We start from the raw sequence: 16756 nt of genomic DNA, 5'->3' as shown, positions 1-16756 counted from the left end.
AGGCGGACGGCGCGACGGCGGCTCAGCGGGCGGCGAGTGCCCGCTCGCCCGCGTGGCGCATGACGTCCAGCGGGGCCGGGGAGCGGCCGGTCATCTGCTCGACCTGCAGGACGGCCTGGTGGACCAGCAGGTCGAGGCCGCTTACCACGGCGCCGCCGGTCATGGACCAGCGGGCGGCCAGCTCGGTGGGCCAGGGGTCGTACAGCACGTCGAAGAGGGTGGCGGGGCGTTCGGGTACGGCTGCCGCGAGGGCGTCGGACGCACCGGCCGGCGTGGTGGCGACGACCAGCGGGGCCCGCAGGGCCTCGGCCGCGTCCGTCCAGGCGGCCGTGCGCACGTCGACATCCAGCCGCTCGCCCCATGCGCGCATCTCGGCGGCGCGGGTCTCGCTGCGGACGTAGGCGACGATCTCACCGGTGCAGATCCGCGCCAGTGCGGCGAGCGCGGAGGAGGCGGTGGCGCCGGCGCCGAGGATCGCGGCGGAGCCGACCTCCTCGATGCCGTGGGCGCGCAGGGCGGCCACCATGCCCGGGATGTCGGTGTTGTCGCCGAGCCGGCGGCCGTCCTCGCCCAGGACGACCGTGTTGACCGCGTCGACGGAGGCGGCCGTGTCGCTGATCTCGTCCAGGAGCGGGATGACCGCCCGCTTCAGCGGCATGGTCAGCGACAGCCCTCTCCACTCCGGCCCCAGCCCGTCGAGGAACCCGGGCAGGGCGGCCTCGTCGACCTCGAAGCGGTCGTACGTCCAGCCGGTGAGCCCGAGTTCGTCGTAGGCGGCCCGGTGCAGCACCGGGGAGAGGGAGTGGGCGATGGGCGAGCCGAGCACGGCCGCCCGGTGTGTCACTGTCATCGGTTCTTGTTCCTCGACGCGTTCCAGTCGTCGACCAGCTTCTCGTGTTCCTCGAGCGTCTTGGTGAACTTGCTGGTCTTGCCGTCCGTCGAGATGAAGTAGTACCAGCCGTCGTGGGACGGGTCGAGAGCGCCCCTGAGCGCCTCCTCGCCGGGGTTGTCGATCGGACCCGGCGGCAGGCCCTTGGAGAAGTAGGTGTTGTAGGGGTTGTCGTACCTGCGCAGCTCGGCGATGCTCAGGTCGATCTTGCTCTGGTTCTTCACGTAGTTGTACGTGGAGTCGAACTCCAGCCGCCCGTAGGTCTGCGGGTTGTCCGGCTCGAGGCGGTTGTAGACGACCTCGGCCATCTTGCGGAAGTCGTCGTGGCTCGTGCCCTCGGCCTGCGCCAGGCTCGCCACGGTGAGCAGCTGCCAGGGGCCGTCGAGGCCGAGTGCCCTGGCCTTCTTCTCCACGCCCAGTTCCTGGTACTTGGCCGTGGCCTGGGACACCATGTTCTTCAGGACGGCTTCGGGCTTCTGTCCCTTGGTGACGGCATAGCTGGACGGGTAGAGGAATCCTTCCAGCGGGTCCTTCAGGCTCGCGTGGCCCAGCGCCCAGGCGGGCAGGCCCAGGTGCTTGTACTCCTTCACGGCGGTACGGGCCGTGGTGCCCGCCGCGACCCCGAGGCGTTTGTCGATCAGGCCGTAGACCGCCGTGTTGCGCAGGCCCTCGGCGATGATCAGGTTGCTGCGGCTCTTCGGGCTGAGCATGAGTTCCACCGCGCTCGCGGCGGACATCTCCTTCTCCAGGGTGTAGACACCGTCCTGGAGCGACTTTCCGTCGGGGTTCGCCTGCAGCGCGGAGACGAACGCGGCCGCGCTCTCCACGACGCCCGACTCCTTCAGCTTCTGGCCGATCGCCCAGCCGCCGGCGCCCTTGGGGATCTCGACCGTGACCTGCTCGCCGTTGCCGCTGCCCGCGTAGTCCGCGGCCGCGCCGAAACGATTTTGGTAGAACTTGTAGCCGAAGTATCCGACTCCGCCGAGGCCGCCGCCGAAGACCAGCACGACCACCATGCAGGCGCAGCCGGTGCGGCCCTTCTTCCCCTTGACGGGCTTGCGGCCCTTGCGCCGCTCGCGCCGGCTCTGGAGCTCGTGCTCCTCGCCGTCCGCGTCGTCGCCGCCCCCCGCGAAGAAGGCGTGCTCCTCCTCGTCGGCCGCGGGCTCCGGCCGCGGTTCCTGCTCGGGGCGCCTGCGGCCGGGCGGCTGCGGAGGCGGATAGGCGTCCTCGGTGCCGTAGAGGTCGGGCTGCTGTCCGCCGTAGGCCACGGGCTGCTGGTTGTGGGGATCGCCCGGATCGGCGGCGTAGGGCACATGGCCGTGGCTGCCGGTCGCGTCCCACTCGTCCTGGTGGAGGGGCTGCGTGCCGTGCCCGGCGAACTGCTGCTCGTAGGGGGGATGCCCCTGTCCCTCGTGGTACGGGTGCTGCTGGCCGCCGTGTCCGGGCTGCTGCTCCTGGCTCCAGTCGCCGTACTGCGGCTGCGGGTGCTGCTGCTGCGGCTGGCCGCCGTAGGCAGACTGCTGGCCGACGTGCGCCTGCTGCCCTTCCCATCCGCCGTCCCCGTACAACGGGTCCTGCGGATGCCACGGTTCGGAGCCCGGGCTCCCGCCATACTCAGTCATCGATCCCCTAGAGCCGCGAGGCCGACGGGTCGCCCGGCCGGCGGGCCGGCTCCCCTTCCGCCTCTTGCTGTGCGGCGGCTGTTCGAACACCGCCGCATCGCGCGGAACGTTACCGTATCGCGATCAGATGACCACTTCGACGCCCTCGCCGGGTGGCTCGTCTGACACCCGTTCGGATTCCAGGGCCTGCTGCAGAATGATGACGGCCGCCGCCTGGTCGATGACCGAGCGGCCCTTCTTCGCTTTCACCCCCGAGGCCCGCAGGCCCTGGGTCGCCGACACCGTCGTCATCCGCTCGTCGACCAGCCGGACCGGCACCGGCGCGATGCCCTTGGCCAGCTCCTGCGTGAAGGCGCGGACCTTGACCGCGGCCGGGCCCTCGCCCCCCTTGAGGGAACGAGGGAGGCCGACGACGACCTCGATCGGTTCGTACTCCTCCACCAGTTGACGCAACCGGCGGTGGGCGGCGGGGACGTCCCGGCCGGGGACGGTCTCCACCGGGGTGGCGAGGATCCCGTCGGGGTCGCACGAGGCGACCCCGATCCGGGCGTCCCCGACATCGATCGCGAGTCGACGTCCTCTGCGCATGTTCGAGACCGCTCCCTACTTGGCGGTCTCGGCGACGAGACGCTCGACGGCCTCGACGGCCTCGCCGACGGCGGCCGGGTTCTGGCCACCGCCCTGGGCGACGTCCGGCTTGCCGCCACCGCCACCGCCGAGGGTCTTGGCGGCGGCACGGACCAGGTCACCGGCCTTCAGGCCGCGCTCACGGGCGGCCTCGTTGGTGGCGATGACCGTCAGCGGCTTGCCGTTGCCGACCGCGAACAGGGCGACCACGGCGGCCCGGCCGCCCTGGATGCGGCCGCGCACGTCGAGGACCAGCTTGCGCAGGTCGTCCGCCGTGGTGCCGTCCGGCACCTGTCCGGTGACGAGTGCGACACCCCTGACGTCCTTGGCGGACCCGGCGAGACCGGCGGCCGCCTGCAGCACCTTCTCGGCGCGGAACCTCTCGATCTCCTTCTCGGCGTCCTTCAGCTTGCCGAGCATCGCGGAGACCTTTTCCGGCAGCTCCTCCGGACGGCCCTTGATCAGCTCCTGGAGCTGGGCGACGACCGTGTGCTCCCGGGCGAGGAAGTTGTAGGCGTCCACGCCGACCAGGGCCTCGATACGGCGGACACCCGAGCCGATGGAGGACTCGCCGAGCAGCTTCACCAGGCCCAGCTGGGAGGTGTTGTGCACGTGGGTGCCGCCGCACAGCTCCTTGGAGAAGTCGCCGATGGTGACCACGCGGACCCGCTCGCCGTACTTCTCGCCGAACTCGGCGATGGCGCCCTGCTTCTTGGCGTCGTCGATGCCCATGACCTCGGCGTGCACGTCGAGGTCGCGGGTGAGCACCTCGTTGATCTTCTGCTCGACGTCGGTCATCACGGCCGTCGGCACGGCGGACGGGGAGCCGAAGTCGAAGCGGAAGCGGCCGGGCTGGTTCTCGGAACCGGCCTGGGCGGCCGTCGGGCCGAGGGCGTCGCGCAGGGCCTGGTGGGTCAGGTGGGTCGCCGAGTGGGCGCGGGCGATGGCCGTGCGGCGGCGGCGGTCGATGGAGGCGTGCGCCTTGGCACCGACGGTCACCTCGCCGACCTGCACGACACCCTTGTGGACGTACACGCCCGGGACCGGCTTCTGGCAGTCACGGATCTCGATGACGGCACCGGAGTCGACCTTGATCCGCCCGGTGTCGCCGATCTGGCCGCCGCCCTCCGCGTAGAACGGGGTGCGGTCCAGGACGACCTCGACCTCGTCGCCCTCGGTGGCGGCCGGGGAGGAGACGCCGTCGACCAGGATGCCGACGATGGTGGAGTCGCCCTCGGTGTCGGTGTAGCCGATGAAGTCGGTCTCGCCGGCGGCGTCCGCGATCTCGCGGTAGGCGCCCATGTCGGCGTGGCCGGTCTTCTTGGCCTGGGCGTCGGCCTTGGCGCGCTCCCGCTGCTCCTTCATCAGGCGGCGGAAGCCGTCCTCGTCCACGGACAGGCCCTGCTCGGCGGCCATCTCCAGGGTGAGGTCGATCGGGAAGCCCCAGGTGTCGTGGAGCAGGAACGCCTTGTCGCCGGAGAGGACCGTGCCACCGGACTGCTTGGTCTCGGTGACGGCGGTGTCGAGGATGTTGGTGCCGGCCTTCAGCGTCTTCAGGAAGGCGTTCTCCTCGGCGAGGGCGACCTTCTCGATCCGCTCGCGGTCGGTGACCAGCTCCGGGTACTGCCGGCCCATCATCTCGATGACGGTGTCGACGAGGTCCTTGACCACCGGACCGGTGGCGCCGAGCAGGCGCATGTTGCGGATGGCGCGGCGCATGATGCGGCGCAGGACGTAGCCACGGCCCTCGTTGCCGGGGGTGACGCCGTCCCCGATGAGCATCACGGAGGTGCGCATGTGGTCGGTGACCACACGCAGCGAGACGTCCGAGGGGTGGGCGTCCCCGTAGGCGACACCGGTCAGCTCGGTGGCCTTCTTGATGACGGCCATGGAGGTGTCGATCTCGTACATGTTCTGCACGCCCTGCAGAATCATGGCGAGGCGCTCCAGGCCGAGGCCCGTGTCGATGTTCTTGCTCGGCAGCTCGCCGAGGATCTCGAAGTTGTCCTTGCCGATGCCCTCGCCGCGCTCGTACTGCATGAAGACGAGGTTCCAGATCTCCACGTACCGCTCGTCGTTGACGGCGGGACCGCCCTCGGCGCCGAAATCGGGGCCGCGGTCGTAGTTGATCTCGGAGCAGGGGCCGCACGGGCCCGGGACGCCCATGGACCAGTAGTTGTCCTTCATGCCGAGGCGCTGGATGCGCTCCTTCGGCACACCGACGACCTCGTGCCAGATGCGCTCGGCCTCGTCGTCGTCCTGGTAGACGGTGATCCAGAGCTTCTCCGGCTCCAGGCCGTAACCGCCCTTGTCCTGGGGCGTGGTGAGCAGCTCCCAGGCGTACTTGATGGCGCCTTCCTTGAAGTAGTCGCCGAAGGAGAAGTTGCCGCACATCTGGAAGAAGGTGCCATGGCGCGTGGTCTTGCCGACCTCTTCGATGTCGGGCGTGCGCACGCACTTCTGCACGCTGGTGGCGCGCGCGAAGGGCGGCTTGACCTCACCCAGGAAGTAGGGCTTGAAGGGCACCATGCCGGCGGGGACGAGGAGCAGAGTCGGATCGTCCGCGATGAGCGACGCCGAAGGCACGACGGTGTGCCCGCGCTCCTCGTAGAAGCTCAGCCAGCGGCGGCGGATCTCAGCCGACTCCATCAGTGGTCCTCATTCCGGTTGTACGAGTACGTCGTGTTCTCGATGTACTTCGGGTTGCTGCGGTCGTTCCCGATGGCGGGGTACCGCCGGGGCGCGGGGAGTTCGGGGCCGGCGTCGATGCCCAGCGCCTCTCCCAGCTCGGCCTCCCGCTGGGCCATGTTGTCGCGGACGTCGAGCGCGAACCCGACCGCGCGGTCCTTCAGCCGCTGACCGGTCTCCAGGGCCTTGTTCGCCGCGGTGGCGGCCAGGCTCTCCGGTGTCAGCTGCCTGAGCTTGCGGTTGACCTTGGTGGTGGCCCACACACCGGCGGCAACGCCCGTGCTGAACCAGAACGTACGGCGGAACATCGCTCGGTCAGTCCCTCTTCCCGCGGTCTCGCTTGCGTCGTGCGGCGGGCACGGTGCGGCCCACGATCACGGTGCGCCGGGCGGCCTTCGCCGGCACGTCCTCCTTGCGGCCCCCGAGCGCCCGGCGCACGCCGTAGCCGAAGGCCGCGACCTTGACCAGCGGACCGCCGAAGGTGGAGGCGACGGTGGTCGACAGCGCCGAGGCGTTCGACGTGACCTCCTGGACGTCGCTGGCGATCGCGTCGACCCGGTCGATCTGGGTCTGCGCGGAGCGCACGGCCGTGGAGGCGTCGGCGAGCAGCGGGACCGCCTGATCGGTCACGTCCGCCACGAGCTTCGTGGTCGCCCTGAGCGTCTGGGCCAGCCTCGCCAGTGCGACGGCGAGGAAGGAGACCAGGATCGCCCAGAAGACGGCCACCAGGATCCCGGCCACCTCTCCACCGGACACTGTGCGCACCCGCTCCCTGAAACGTGCTCTGAACATCGGAACCATGAAAAAAGCAGTGCCCCGAGCCTATCGCGCCGGGGCCGCGGCTCCGTACCGGATACCCCGGTGCCGGGGACGGAGCCATGGGAAGCGATTGTACGGAATGAACACACTTCAGTACGCTCCGTGTCCCATGCGAGGTCCTCAGAGCCCCGGCCCCCGGGCGGACGCCGATCCGCCCCTCGAACTGACCGCATTCGTCGGGCGCTCGGCCGAGCTCGCCGAACTGGCGTCGGCGCTGGACCGGTTCCGGCTGGTGACCGTGACGGGGGTCGGCGGCGTCGGCAAGTCCCGGCTCGCCGCGCGGGCGGTGCGGTGCGGGCCGTCCGCCGACCCGGCGGACGGCGTCCTGCGGGGGCGGGTGGAACTGGCGCCGGTGCGTGATCCGCAGTTCGTGGAGTACGCGGTCCTGGAGGCGCTGGGGCTGACCGACCACACCGCCCGCACGCCCCGGGAGATGTTGCTCGAGCACCTGGCCGGGCGGCCGGCCCTGCTGGTGCTGGACGGGTTCGAGCACCTGGTGGAGGCCTGTGCCGAGCTGACCGCTCAGCTGCTGCGGCGGTTGCCGGAGCTGCGCGTGCTGGCCGTGGGCCGGCGGCCGCTGGGGCTGGCCGGTGAGCGGCTCTTCCCGCTGGCGCCACTCGCCGAGGACGAGGCGGTGGAGCTGTTCACGGACCGGGCGCTGGCGCAGGGCCTGCGGGTGGCCGACGGCCCCGAGGTACGAGAGGTGTGCCGTCACCTGGAGGGGATTCCGCTGGCGCTCGAACTGGCCGCGGGCCGGCTGCGGGCCCTGTCCCCCGCGCAACTGCTGCAGCGTCTCGACGACCGGTTCCGGCTGCTGACCGGCGGCGGCCGGGACGGTCTGCCCCGGCACCAGGCGTTGCGCACGGCGATCGGCTGGAGCCACGAGCTGTGCACGCCCGGCGAACGGCTGCTGTGGGCGCGGCTGTCGGTGTTCGCGCAGACCTTCGACCTGGAGGCGGCCGAATACGTGTGCAGCGGGGACGGGCTGGCCGCCGAGGACGTGCTGGACGTCCTGTCGGAGCTGCTCGCCCAGTCGGTCGTCTCCCTCGAGGAGACCGCGACGGGCCCCCGCTACCGGATGCTGGACACCGTGCGCGCCTACGGCGCCGACTGGCTGGCGGCGACCGGGGACGCGGACCGGCTGCGCCGGCGGCACCGTGACTGGTACCTGGGCCTGGCGACCTGGTGCGAGCTGGACTGGTTCTCGCCCCGGCAGCGGGAGGTGGCCGACCGGGTGGAGGCGGAGCTGCCGAATCTGCGGGCCGCGCTGGAGTACTGCCTGAGCGAGCCGGAGGAGGCCCACCTCGGCCAGTATCTGGCGGGCTCGCTGTGGTTCTGCTGGGTCGGCTGCGGGCGGCTGGCCGAGGGGCGGCGCTGGCTGGAGCGCAGCGCGGAGCTGGAGTCGCAGTACGAGCGGTCCCGGCTGAAGGCGCTGTGGGTGCTCGGTTACGTGGCCGTCCTGCAGGGCGACACCGTGCCCGCGCTGAAGGCGCTGCGCGAGTGCCGCGACCGGGCGGAACGGTCGGCCGACCCGACTGCGGTGGCGTACGCGGAGCACCGCGCGGGCTGCCTGGCGCTGGTCACGGACGACATGGCCCGTGCGGAGACGCTGCTGCGGTCGGCGCTGGAGCGCTATCAGGAGATCGGCGAACTCAACAGCAACGTGCTGATGGGCCAGGTGGAGCTGGCGATGACGCTGGCCTTCCAGGGGGACCTGCCGGGCGCGGTGCGGCTGTGCGAGGACGTGCGCCGGGTGTGCGAGGACCACGGGGAGCGCTGGGCACGGTCCTACGCTCTGTATGTGCTCGCTTACGCGGCCTGGCTGGAGGGCGGCGCGGAGCGGGCCCGGGAGCTGCTGGCGGACTGTCTGGGCGCTGCGCACGCCTTCCACGACCTGCTGGGCTCGGTGCTGGCGATCGAGCTGCTGGCACTGGTGACGGCGACCCAGGGCGACCCGGCCGAGGCGGCGGTGCTGCAGGGCGCTGCGGGCCGGATGTGGTCGTCGGTGGGGCTGCCGCTGTTCGGCTCGGCGTACTACAACGCCCCGCACGAGCAGTGCGAGGCGACCGCGCGGCGCGCGCTGGGCGACGCCCGGTACGAGGAGTGCCTGCGCGAGGGGGCGCTGCTGGACCGGGCGGCGGCCGTGACCCGGGCGCTCGGACGCGGCGGTGTACGGCCGCTGCACGCGCTGCCGGCTCCGCGCGGCCGGGCACCGCAGGACCACGCGGAGGCCGGAAAACGCGAACCCGCCGCCTCGCCCACCCGGAAGGGCGGCGAGACGGCGGGCTGAGGTGCTGCGCCGGGGCTGGGATCAGCGGGCGTAGTACTCGACGACGAGCTGCTCGTCGCAGATCACCGGGATCTCCTTGCGGTTCGGCTCGCGGTCCAGGCGGAACGCCAGGGCCTTGAGGTTCACCTGCAGGTAGCGCGGGATCTCACCGTCGGGGGCGAAGCCACCCTCGCGGGCGACCTGGAAGAGCGTCTTGTCCTTGGAGCGGTCGCGGACCTGCACGACGTCGTCCGGGCGGACACGGAAGGACGGCTTGTCGACCTTCTGGCCGTTGACCGCGATGTGGCCGTGGACGACCATCTGGCGGGCCTGGTAGATCGTGCGGGCGATGCCCGAACGCAGGACCAGCGCGTCGAGACGGCGCTCGAGCTCGATGATCAGGGCCTCACCGGTCTTGCCCTGCACCTTGGAGGCGCGCTCGTAGGCGCGGACGAGCTGACGCTCGGAGACGTCGTACTGCGCGCGCAGACGCTGCTTCTCGAGCAGACGGACCTTGTAGTCCGAGTTCTGCTTGCGGCCGCGGCCGTGCTCACCCGGCGGGTAGGGGCGGGCCTCGAAGTACTTGACGGCCTTCGGGGTCAGCGCGATGCCGAGGGCACGCGACTTCTTGACCTTGGGGCGGGACTGGTTCGCCATGGAACCGACACCTCGTTTTTTCAGTACGAATACGGCTTCACCAGGGTTAGGGGAGGTCGCATCCGCAGCCGGGGAAACCCTCCTCGTCCCGTGGGACGAGCCGGGCAGCCGCTCCCTGGTCTGGGCACATACGTGCAGCACGCGAGTGGCCCACCGACCTGTCCCGGGACTCCGGGTGGTGGTGGGCTGCCCGCGACACCTTCGACGGTGCGCGACGCTCCTGGAACCTCGCGTCCTTTCGGCCGTGACGTTCCGGCTGGATGTCCCGCTCTGGTGGTGCCGGTTCTCCTTGCGGAGGTCCGGGCACGGGACTCAGCACTTCGCAGGATTCTACAGGGTGCTCAGGAGCGCTTGCGACCGAGGCGCTGACGGGTCCATTCGACCGCGTCGGCGTACCGGGCCTCGGCGCCGTGCCGGGTGGGGGTGTAGTACTCGCGGTCCTTGAGGGCGTCCGGGGCGTACTGCTGCTCGGCGATGCCTTCCGACAGGTCGTGCGGATACACGTATCCCTGCGCGTGGCCGAGCTTGGCGGCGCCCTTGTAGTGCCCGTCGCGCAGATGCGCGGGAACCGGGCCGGCCAGGCCCTTGCGGACGTCCTCCATCGCGGCGCCGATGGCCGTCGTCGCGGCGTTCGACTTGGGGGCGAGCGCGAGGGCGATGGTGGCGTGGCTGAGGGTGAGCGCGGCCTCCGGGAAGCCGATCATCGCGACGGCCTGGGCGGCGGCGACCGCGGTGGGCAGCGCGTTCGGATCGGCCAGGCCGATGTCCTCGCTGGCGGAGATCATCAGGCGGCGCGCGATGAAGCGCGGGTCCTCGCCGGCCTCGATCATGCGGGCCAGGTAGTGCAGGGCCGCGTCGACGTCGGAGCCGCGGATGGACTTGATGAGCGCGCTGGCGACGTCGTAGTGCTGGTCGCCGTCGCGGTCGTACTTCACCGCGGCCCGGTCGACGGTCTGCTCCAGCGTCGCGAGGCTGATCTCGGCCTCGCCCTGGTCCAGGGCGGCCCCGGCGGCGGCCTCCAGGGCCGTCAGTGCGCGGCGGGCGTCGCCGCCGGCGATCCGCAGCAGATGCTCCTCGGTGGCCTCCGGGAGGCCGACGGCGTCCTTCAGGCCGCGCTCGTCGCTCAGCGCCCGCCGCAGCAGGCCCCGGACGTCGTCGTCGGTGAGCGATTCGAGGGTGAGCAGCAGGGAGCGGGAGAGCAGCGGTGAGATCACCGAGAAGTACGGGTTCTCCGTGGTGGCCGCGATCAGGGTGACCCAGCGGTTCTCCACGGCCGGGAGGAGGGAGTCCTGCTGGGCCTTGCTGAAGCGGTGGATCTCGTCCAGGAAGAGGACGGTCTCCTTGCCGAAGCCGCCGGTGGCGCGGCGGGCGCCGTCGATGACCGCGCGGACCTCCTTGACCCCGGCGGTGATCGCGGACAGCTCCACGAAGCGCTTGTCGGTGGCCTTGGACACGACGTACGCCAGGGTCGTCTTGCCGGTCCCCGGCGGGCCCCAGAGGATCACCGAGGACGGTCCGGCGGGGCCGCCGCTGCCCTCGCCGACCAGTCGCCGCAAGGGTGAGCCGGGCTTGAGCAGGTGCTGCTGGCCCACGACCTCGTCGAGCGTGCGCGGGCGCATCCGCACCGCCAGAGGACTGGCTGCCGGGTCCTTCTCCTGGCGTTCTTCCGCCGCGGCGGTGAAGAGGTCGGGTTCCACGCTGAAACCCTAGAACACGCCACCGACAATCGGCGCCGGGCGGTCGGCCGGGCCCCTCGGGGCCGCCGGCCGCCGCCTCCGCGGAGCCGTCAGCTGGTCCAGAAGTCCCACCAGCGGGTCAGCACGAGCATGCCGATGACGCCGATGTGGAGCACCGGCAGGACCCAGGTGAACTCGCCGAGGAAGGTCTTCAGCGGGCGCGGGGCCGGCAGGAAGCCGTTGCGGACGTTGAACGAGGTGGCGTACCAGAACATGATGATCGTGGCCACCCAGGCCAGCGAGCACCACAGGCACAGCGCGTTGATCCGGTACAGCGACTGGAACTGCAGCCAGGTGCAGAATCCGACGCCGAAGAGCGTGCCGAAGTTGAAGGTCAGCCAGTACCAGCGCGGGAAGCGGGCGCGGGCCAGCAGGCTCATGCCGACGCAGATCACGATGCCGTAGCAGACCAGGCCGAGCATCGGGTTCGGGAAGCCGAAGGCGGCGGCCTGCTTGCTCTCCATGACGCTGCCGCAGGAGACCACCGGGTTGAGGCTGCACCCCGGCGTGAAGGTCTTGCCCGCGACCTTGGCTTCCAGGAGCTTGAACTTGTCGATCGTGATGACCCAGGCGGCCAGCAGTCCGGCCGCGCCGGTGATCACCAGCAGCAGGGCGAAGGCACGGCTGCCGCCCTCCACGCGCGGGGCGTCGGCGGAACGGTCGGGACCGGGCACCGTGGAGACGTCGTTCAGTGTCGTCTTGCTCATCACGCCGATTCCGTCACTTGAGAGTTGGACCATCTTCGGGCAGGGGCCATTGTGCCGCACAGAGCTGTCCGTCCACCGTTCGGTGGACATAAGGAGGTACGCACGCGGGACCCGGATCGCTCGGTTCCGGCCGATGTCCGGGGGCGTGACACCCACGCGAACCGTCCGGTACGGGAACCGTCCGGCAGGACGAATCCACGCCCGCCGGGTTGACGGGCCGGGAGGCGGCACGGCACCGCGGCCGCCGCTCGCCGCTCAGCACGCGGAAGGGCGCCGGGAGAACCCGGCGCCCCCTCTGGTCCGCTCCGCGTCAGCCGAGTCGTGACTCCAGCTCCGCCACGATCTCGTTCACGCCGATCGCCGTCTGCTCGCCGGACTCCATGTCCTTGAGCTGGACGACGCCCTCGGCGAGGTCGCGTTCGCCGGCGACGATCGTGAAGCGCGCGCCGCTGCGGTTGGCGTTCTTCATGGCGCCCTTCAGACCCTTGGCGCCGTAGGAGAAGTCCGTCGCGACACCGACCTTGCGCAGCTCGGTGACCTTCGCGAACAGCACGCGGCGGGCCTCTTCGCCGAGCGGGACCGCGAAGACACTGGTGACGGCGGGGATGTCCAGCTCGACCCCCTCGGCCTCCAGCGCCAGCACCGTGCGGTCGACGCCCAGCGCCCAGCCCACCGACGGCAGCGCGGGGCCGCCGATCATCTCGGACAGGCCGTCGTAGCGGCCGCCGCCGCCCACCGCGGACTGGGAGCCCAGCCCGTCGTGCACGAACTCGAAGGTGGTGCGGGTGTAGTAGTCCAGGCCGCGCACCAGCTTCGGGTCGTCCTCGAAGGAGACGCCCGCCGCCGTGATCAGCTCGCGGACCTCCTCGTGGTAGGCCTTGCAGCCGTCGCAGAGGTAGTCCCGCAGCAGCGGGGCGCCCGTCAGCTGCTTCTGGACCGACTCGCGCTTGTCGTCCAGGACGCGCAGCGGGTTGATCTCCGAGCGGCGCAGCGTGTCCTCGTCCAGGTCCAGGCCGCGCAGGAAGTCCTGGAGCGCGGCCCGGTACACCGGACGGCACTCCTGGTCCCCCAGGCTGTTGAGCAGGATGCGGAAGTTCCTGAGGCCCAGCGAGCGGTACGCCTGGTCGGCCAGGATGATCAGTTCGGCGTCCAGCGCCGGGTCCTCCGCGCCGATCGCCTCGGCACCGACCTGGGAGAAGTGGCGGTAACGGCCCTTCTGAGGGCGCTCGTAGCGGTAGTACGAGCCGGAGTACCAGAGCTTGACCGGGAGGTTGCCCGCCTTGTGCAGGTTGGCCTCCAGGGCCGCGCGCAGTACGGACGCGGTGCCCTCCGGGCGCAGGGCGAGCCGGTCGCCGCCCTTGGTCTCGAAGGCGTACATCTCCTTGGTCACGATGTCGGTGGACTCGCCGACACCGCGCGCGAAGAGTTCGACGTTCTCGAAGCCGGGGGTCTCGATGTAGCCGTAGCCGGAATTGCGCAGCGGGGCGGCGATCGCCTCGCGGACCGCGAGGTACTTCGCCGAGTCCGGCGGAATCAGGTCGTAGGTGCCCTTGGGGGCCTTGAAGGTGCTCACGGAAGCTCTCTCGTCACATTCCTCGTCGGGGAGCGTCGAAGGCTCCCTGGCCGGCCGCCACCTGCCGTAGATAGGAATTGGTGGCGCGCTCCCGGCCGATGGTCGTCTGGGGGCCGTGGCCGGACAGCACCACGGTGGAGTCGTCGAGCGGCAGGCACACGCGGCCCAGCGACTCGAGCATGTCCTCCATGGATCCGCCCGGCAGATCGGTGCGTCCGACGGAGCCGGCGAACAGCAGGTCCCCGGAGAAGAAGACCGGCGGGATGTCGGCCGTCTCGGGCATCCGGAAGGTCACCGACCCCTTCGTATGGCCCGGCGCGTGCGCGACGGAGAGGGTGAGGCCGGCCAGCTCCAGCGCGGCGCCGTCGGTCAGCTCCCTGACGTCGTCGGGCTCCCCCACGGTCAGCTCGCCCATCAGCGGCATGCCGATGGACCGGCCCAGCGCCTTCTCGGGGTCGCTCATCATGTAGCGGTCCTCGGGGTGGATCCACGCCGGTACGTCGTGCGCCCCGCAGACGGGGACGACCGAGGCCACGTGGTCGATGTGGCCGTGGGTGAGGACGACGGCGACGGGCTTGAGCCGATGCTTCTTCAGTGCTTCCTCGACGCCTTCGGCGGCCTGATGGCCCGGGTCGATGATCACGCACTCCTCACCGGCGGCGGGGGCGACGAGATAACAGTTCGTCCCCCAGGCCCCGGCGGGGAACCCGGCAATGAGCACGATCGTCCTTCGTTGTGTCGGTTACGGGCGGCTTCAGCAGCAGTCAGAGCCTACCGGCGCTGCCGATTCCTCAGCGAACCCATATACGGTACGGGGCTACACGCAGCGGTGGGCCCGTCAGGACGCACGCGTACCGCTCGACACACGAATCGCATGAGGAGAGAACCCGGTGGTCAGCCAGGAGCAGCGGCGGCGTCAGCTCGCCCGGGAGAAGTTCTTGCGGCAGCAGCAGCGCCGCACCGAGGCGCGGCGCAGGTCCCGTCTGCGCAACTCCGTCATCGCGTCGGTGCTGGGCGTGGTCGTGATCGGCAGTGTCGCGCTGTACACCACCGGGGTGCTCAAGGACGACGGCAAGAAGACCGGCGCGAACGCCGGGTCGACGCCGAGCGCCGCGCCCACCAGCAAGGCCCCGGACCCGTGCGGCAAGCCGGCGGCGGGCTCGGTGAAGAAGCTGAGCTGGAAGAAGGAGCCGGCGATGACGATCGACACGTCGGCGAAGTACGCGATGAAGCTCGAGACGACCTGCGGCGACATCGGCGTCGCGCTCAAGACGTCGGCGGCGCCGCACACGGTGAACTCGTTCGACTTCCTCGCGGGCAAGGGCTACTTCGACCACACGAAGTGCCACCGCCTCACCGTCGAGGGGATCTTCGTGCTGCAGTGCGGCGACCCGCAGGCCAGCGGCATGGGCGGGCCCGGCTACACGATTCCGGACGAGAACCTCAAGGACAAGAGCCTGAAGGGCCACTCGTATCCGGCGGGCACGGTGGCGATGGCCAACACGGGCCAGAAGCACACCGGCGGCAGCCAGTTCTTCCTCGTCTACAAGGACAGCCCGCTGCCGCCCCAGTTCACCCCGTTCGGCACGATCGACGCGGCGGGCATGAAGGTGCTGAAGAAGATCGCCGCCGCCGGCGCCCAGCCGGCCGATCCCACCTCGGGGAACACCGCTCCCAACGCGACCGTGGTGATCGACAGGGCGACCGTCACCAAGTCCTGAACCGGGCGTAAACCCGAGAACGGCCGACTACGGAATTTCGGTCGCGCTGGATGCGGACAGGCAACCCGCTGGTCGCCTATGTTGGCCGTGACGAAACTGTGGACGATGCCAGGGGGCGCCGAGGCCCCCCGCAGGCATCATGTGGAGGAGGCGCTGTGAGCAGCGACCCGTGGGGCCGCGTCGACGAGACGGGGACCGTGTACGTGCGTACGGCCGACGGCGAGCAGGTCGTCGGTTCCTGGGCGGCCGGCTCCCCCGAGGAGGCGCTTGCCTACTTCGAGCGCAAGTACGAGGGCCTGGTCGTCGAGATCGGCCTCCTCGAGAAGCGCGTGCAGACCACGGACCTGTCGGCGAAGGACGCCCAGGCCGCGATCGGTCACCTGCGGGAGCAGGTCGACGCACACCACGCGGTCGGTGACCTGGCCGCGCTGCGCGAGCGGCTGGACAAGCTCGTGGGGACCGTCGAGGCCCGGCGCGAGGAGCGCAAGCAGCAGCGGGCCAAGCAGTCCGACGAGGCCCGCAAGTCCAAGGAGGCCCTGGTCGCGGAGGCGGAGCAGCTGGCGCAGTCCGACCAGTGGCGGGCCGCCGGTGAGCGGCTGCGGGCGCTGGTGGACACCTGGAAGGGGCTGCCGCGTCTGGACCGCAAGTCCGACGACGACCTGTGGCACCGCTTCTCGCACGCCCGGTCGGCGTTCTCCAAGCGCCGCAAGGCGCACTTCGCGCAGCTGGACGCGCAGCGCGAGGAGGCCCGCAAGACCAAGGAGCGGCTGGTCGCGGAGGCCGAGGCGCTGTCCGGTTCGACCGACTGGGGCCCGACGGCGGCCAGCTACCGCGATCTGATGGCGCAGTGGAAGGCCGCGGGCCGCGCCCAGCGCGAGCACGAGGACGACCTGTGGAACCGCTTCCGCGGCGCCCAGGACGTCTTCTTCGCCGCCCGGAGCGGGGTGTTCGCCGAACGCGACGCGGAGCAGTCGGAGAACCTGAAGCTGAAGGAGGAGCTGGCCGAGGAGGCCGAGAAGCTCCTGCCGATCACGGAACTGAAGGCCTCGCGGGCCGCCTTCCGCTCGATCAACGAGCGCTGGGAGGCCATCGGTCACGTCCCGCGGGACGCGCGGCCCAAGGTCGAGGGCCGGATGCACACCGTCGAGCGGGCGATCCAGGAGGCCGAGGAGGCCGAGTGGCGCCGGACGAACCCGGAGGCACGCGCGCGTGCCGAGGGCCTGACCGGTCAGCTGCAGGCCGCCGTGGACAAGCTGCGGGCGCAGATCGAGCAGGCGCGCGCCCAGGGCAACAACGCGAAGGCCGACAAGCTGGAGCGTGAGCTGGAGGGCCGCCAGGCGCTTCTGGAGCAGGCTCTGAAGGGATTGCACGAGTTCGGCGGCTGATCCCCCGCCGGTAGTGCGAAAGGGCCCCGTACACGCGTACGGGGCCCTTTCGCGTGCGCGCGG

The 16756-nt window shown here is 70.9% G+C and carries 14 protein-coding genes; 3 read left to right on the top strand and 11 right to left on the bottom strand.

Going from position 1 to position 16756, the window contains the following annotated elements; genetic code table 11:
• Positions 1–22: 22 nt before the first annotated feature.
• From ACGFT2_RS18060 to ACGFT2_RS18035, 6 genes are all read right to left on the bottom strand, one after another.
• Positions 23–850, bottom strand: coding sequence for a shikimate dehydrogenase (locus ACGFT2_RS18060; RefSeq protein WP_393278986.1), 828 nt, complete (start codon positions 848–850; stop codon positions 23–25).
• Positions 847–2511, bottom strand: a complete 1665-nt coding sequence (gene mltG, locus ACGFT2_RS18055) for an endolytic transglycosylase MltG (RefSeq protein ID WP_393278984.1) — start codon at positions 2509–2511, stop codon at positions 847–849. Before mltG ends, ACGFT2_RS18060 begins: the two co-directional genes overlap by 4 nt.
• Before the next feature lie 123 nt (positions 2512–2634).
• Entirely contained in the window at positions 2635–3099 is a 465-nt protein-coding gene (gene ruvX / locus ACGFT2_RS18050) for a Holliday junction resolvase RuvX (RefSeq protein WP_393278982.1), read from the bottom strand.
• Between the two features lie 15 nt (positions 3100–3114).
• Positions 3115–5787: an alanine--tRNA ligase gene (gene alaS, locus ACGFT2_RS18045; RefSeq protein ID WP_393278980.1), complete on the bottom strand. Its 2673-nt coding sequence runs from the start codon at positions 5785–5787 to the stop codon at positions 3115–3117.
• The gene (locus tag ACGFT2_RS18040) at positions 5787–6134 is read right to left on the bottom strand and encodes a hypothetical protein (protein WP_393278978.1); all 348 of its coding nucleotides are present in this window, start codon (positions 6132–6134) and stop codon (positions 5787–5789) included. Before ACGFT2_RS18040 ends, alaS begins: the two co-directional genes overlap by 1 nt.
• Positions 6135–6141: 7 nt before the next feature.
• On the bottom strand, positions 6142–6618 hold the full coding sequence (locus tag ACGFT2_RS18035) for a DUF948 domain-containing protein (RefSeq protein WP_393278976.1): 477 nt from the start codon (positions 6616–6618) through the stop codon (positions 6142–6144).
• Between the two features lie 136 nt (positions 6619–6754).
• On the opposite strand from ACGFT2_RS18035, the gene ACGFT2_RS18030 reads away from it, so the two are divergent.
• Positions 6755–8935 (top strand): ATP-binding protein, encoded by a 2181-nt coding sequence (locus tag ACGFT2_RS18030; protein ID WP_393278974.1) that lies wholly within the window; start codon positions 6755–6757, stop codon positions 8933–8935.
• A gap of 21 nt (positions 8936–8956) precedes the next feature.
• Here ACGFT2_RS18030 and rpsD read toward each other — a convergent pair whose 3' ends face one another.
• The 5 genes from rpsD to ACGFT2_RS18005 form a co-directional block, all read right to left on the bottom strand.
• On the bottom strand, positions 8957–9571 hold the full coding sequence (rpsD, locus tag ACGFT2_RS18025) for a 30S ribosomal protein S4 (RefSeq protein WP_393278972.1): 615 nt from the start codon (positions 9569–9571) through the stop codon (positions 8957–8959).
• 341 nt (positions 9572–9912) lie between these two features.
• Positions 9913–11268 (bottom strand): replication-associated recombination protein A, encoded by a 1356-nt coding sequence (locus ACGFT2_RS18020; RefSeq protein ID WP_393278970.1) that lies wholly within the window; start codon positions 11266–11268, stop codon positions 9913–9915.
• 89 nt (positions 11269–11357) lie between these two features.
• Positions 11358–12014 (bottom strand): vitamin K epoxide reductase family protein, encoded by a 657-nt coding sequence (locus tag ACGFT2_RS18015; protein WP_393278968.1) that lies wholly within the window; start codon positions 12012–12014, stop codon positions 11358–11360.
• 310 nt (positions 12015–12324) lie between these two features.
• Complete coding sequence (hisS, locus tag ACGFT2_RS18010; RefSeq protein WP_393278966.1) at positions 12325–13587, bottom strand: histidine--tRNA ligase; 1263 nt, start codon at positions 13585–13587, stop codon at positions 12325–12327.
• Between the two features lie 13 nt (positions 13588–13600).
• The gene (locus ACGFT2_RS18005; protein WP_393278964.1) at positions 13601–14308 is read right to left on the bottom strand and encodes an MBL fold metallo-hydrolase; all 708 of its coding nucleotides are present in this window, start codon (positions 14306–14308) and stop codon (positions 13601–13603) included.
• Between the two features lie 169 nt (positions 14309–14477).
• Here ACGFT2_RS18005 and ACGFT2_RS18000 point away from each other — a divergent pair, with 169 nt between their 5' ends.
• Both ACGFT2_RS18000 and ACGFT2_RS17995 read left to right on the top strand, forming a co-directional pair.
• Complete coding sequence (locus tag ACGFT2_RS18000) at positions 14478–15308, top strand: peptidylprolyl isomerase (RefSeq protein ID WP_393278963.1); 831 nt, start codon at positions 14478–14480, stop codon at positions 15306–15308.
• Positions 15309–15463: 155 nt separating this feature from the next.
• Entirely contained in the window at positions 15464–16693 is a 1230-nt protein-coding gene (locus ACGFT2_RS17995; protein ID WP_393278961.1) for a DUF349 domain-containing protein, read from the top strand.
• Positions 16694–16756: the final 63 nt, after the last annotated feature.

The sequence above is a fragment of the Streptomyces sp. NPDC048514 genome, from assembly GCF_043199955.1.
Lineage (GTDB): Bacteria > Actinomycetota > Actinomycetes > Streptomycetales > Streptomycetaceae > Streptomyces.
Note: the sequence above shows the minus strand (reverse complement) of the source record. Positions and strands in the feature narration are given on the sequence as shown.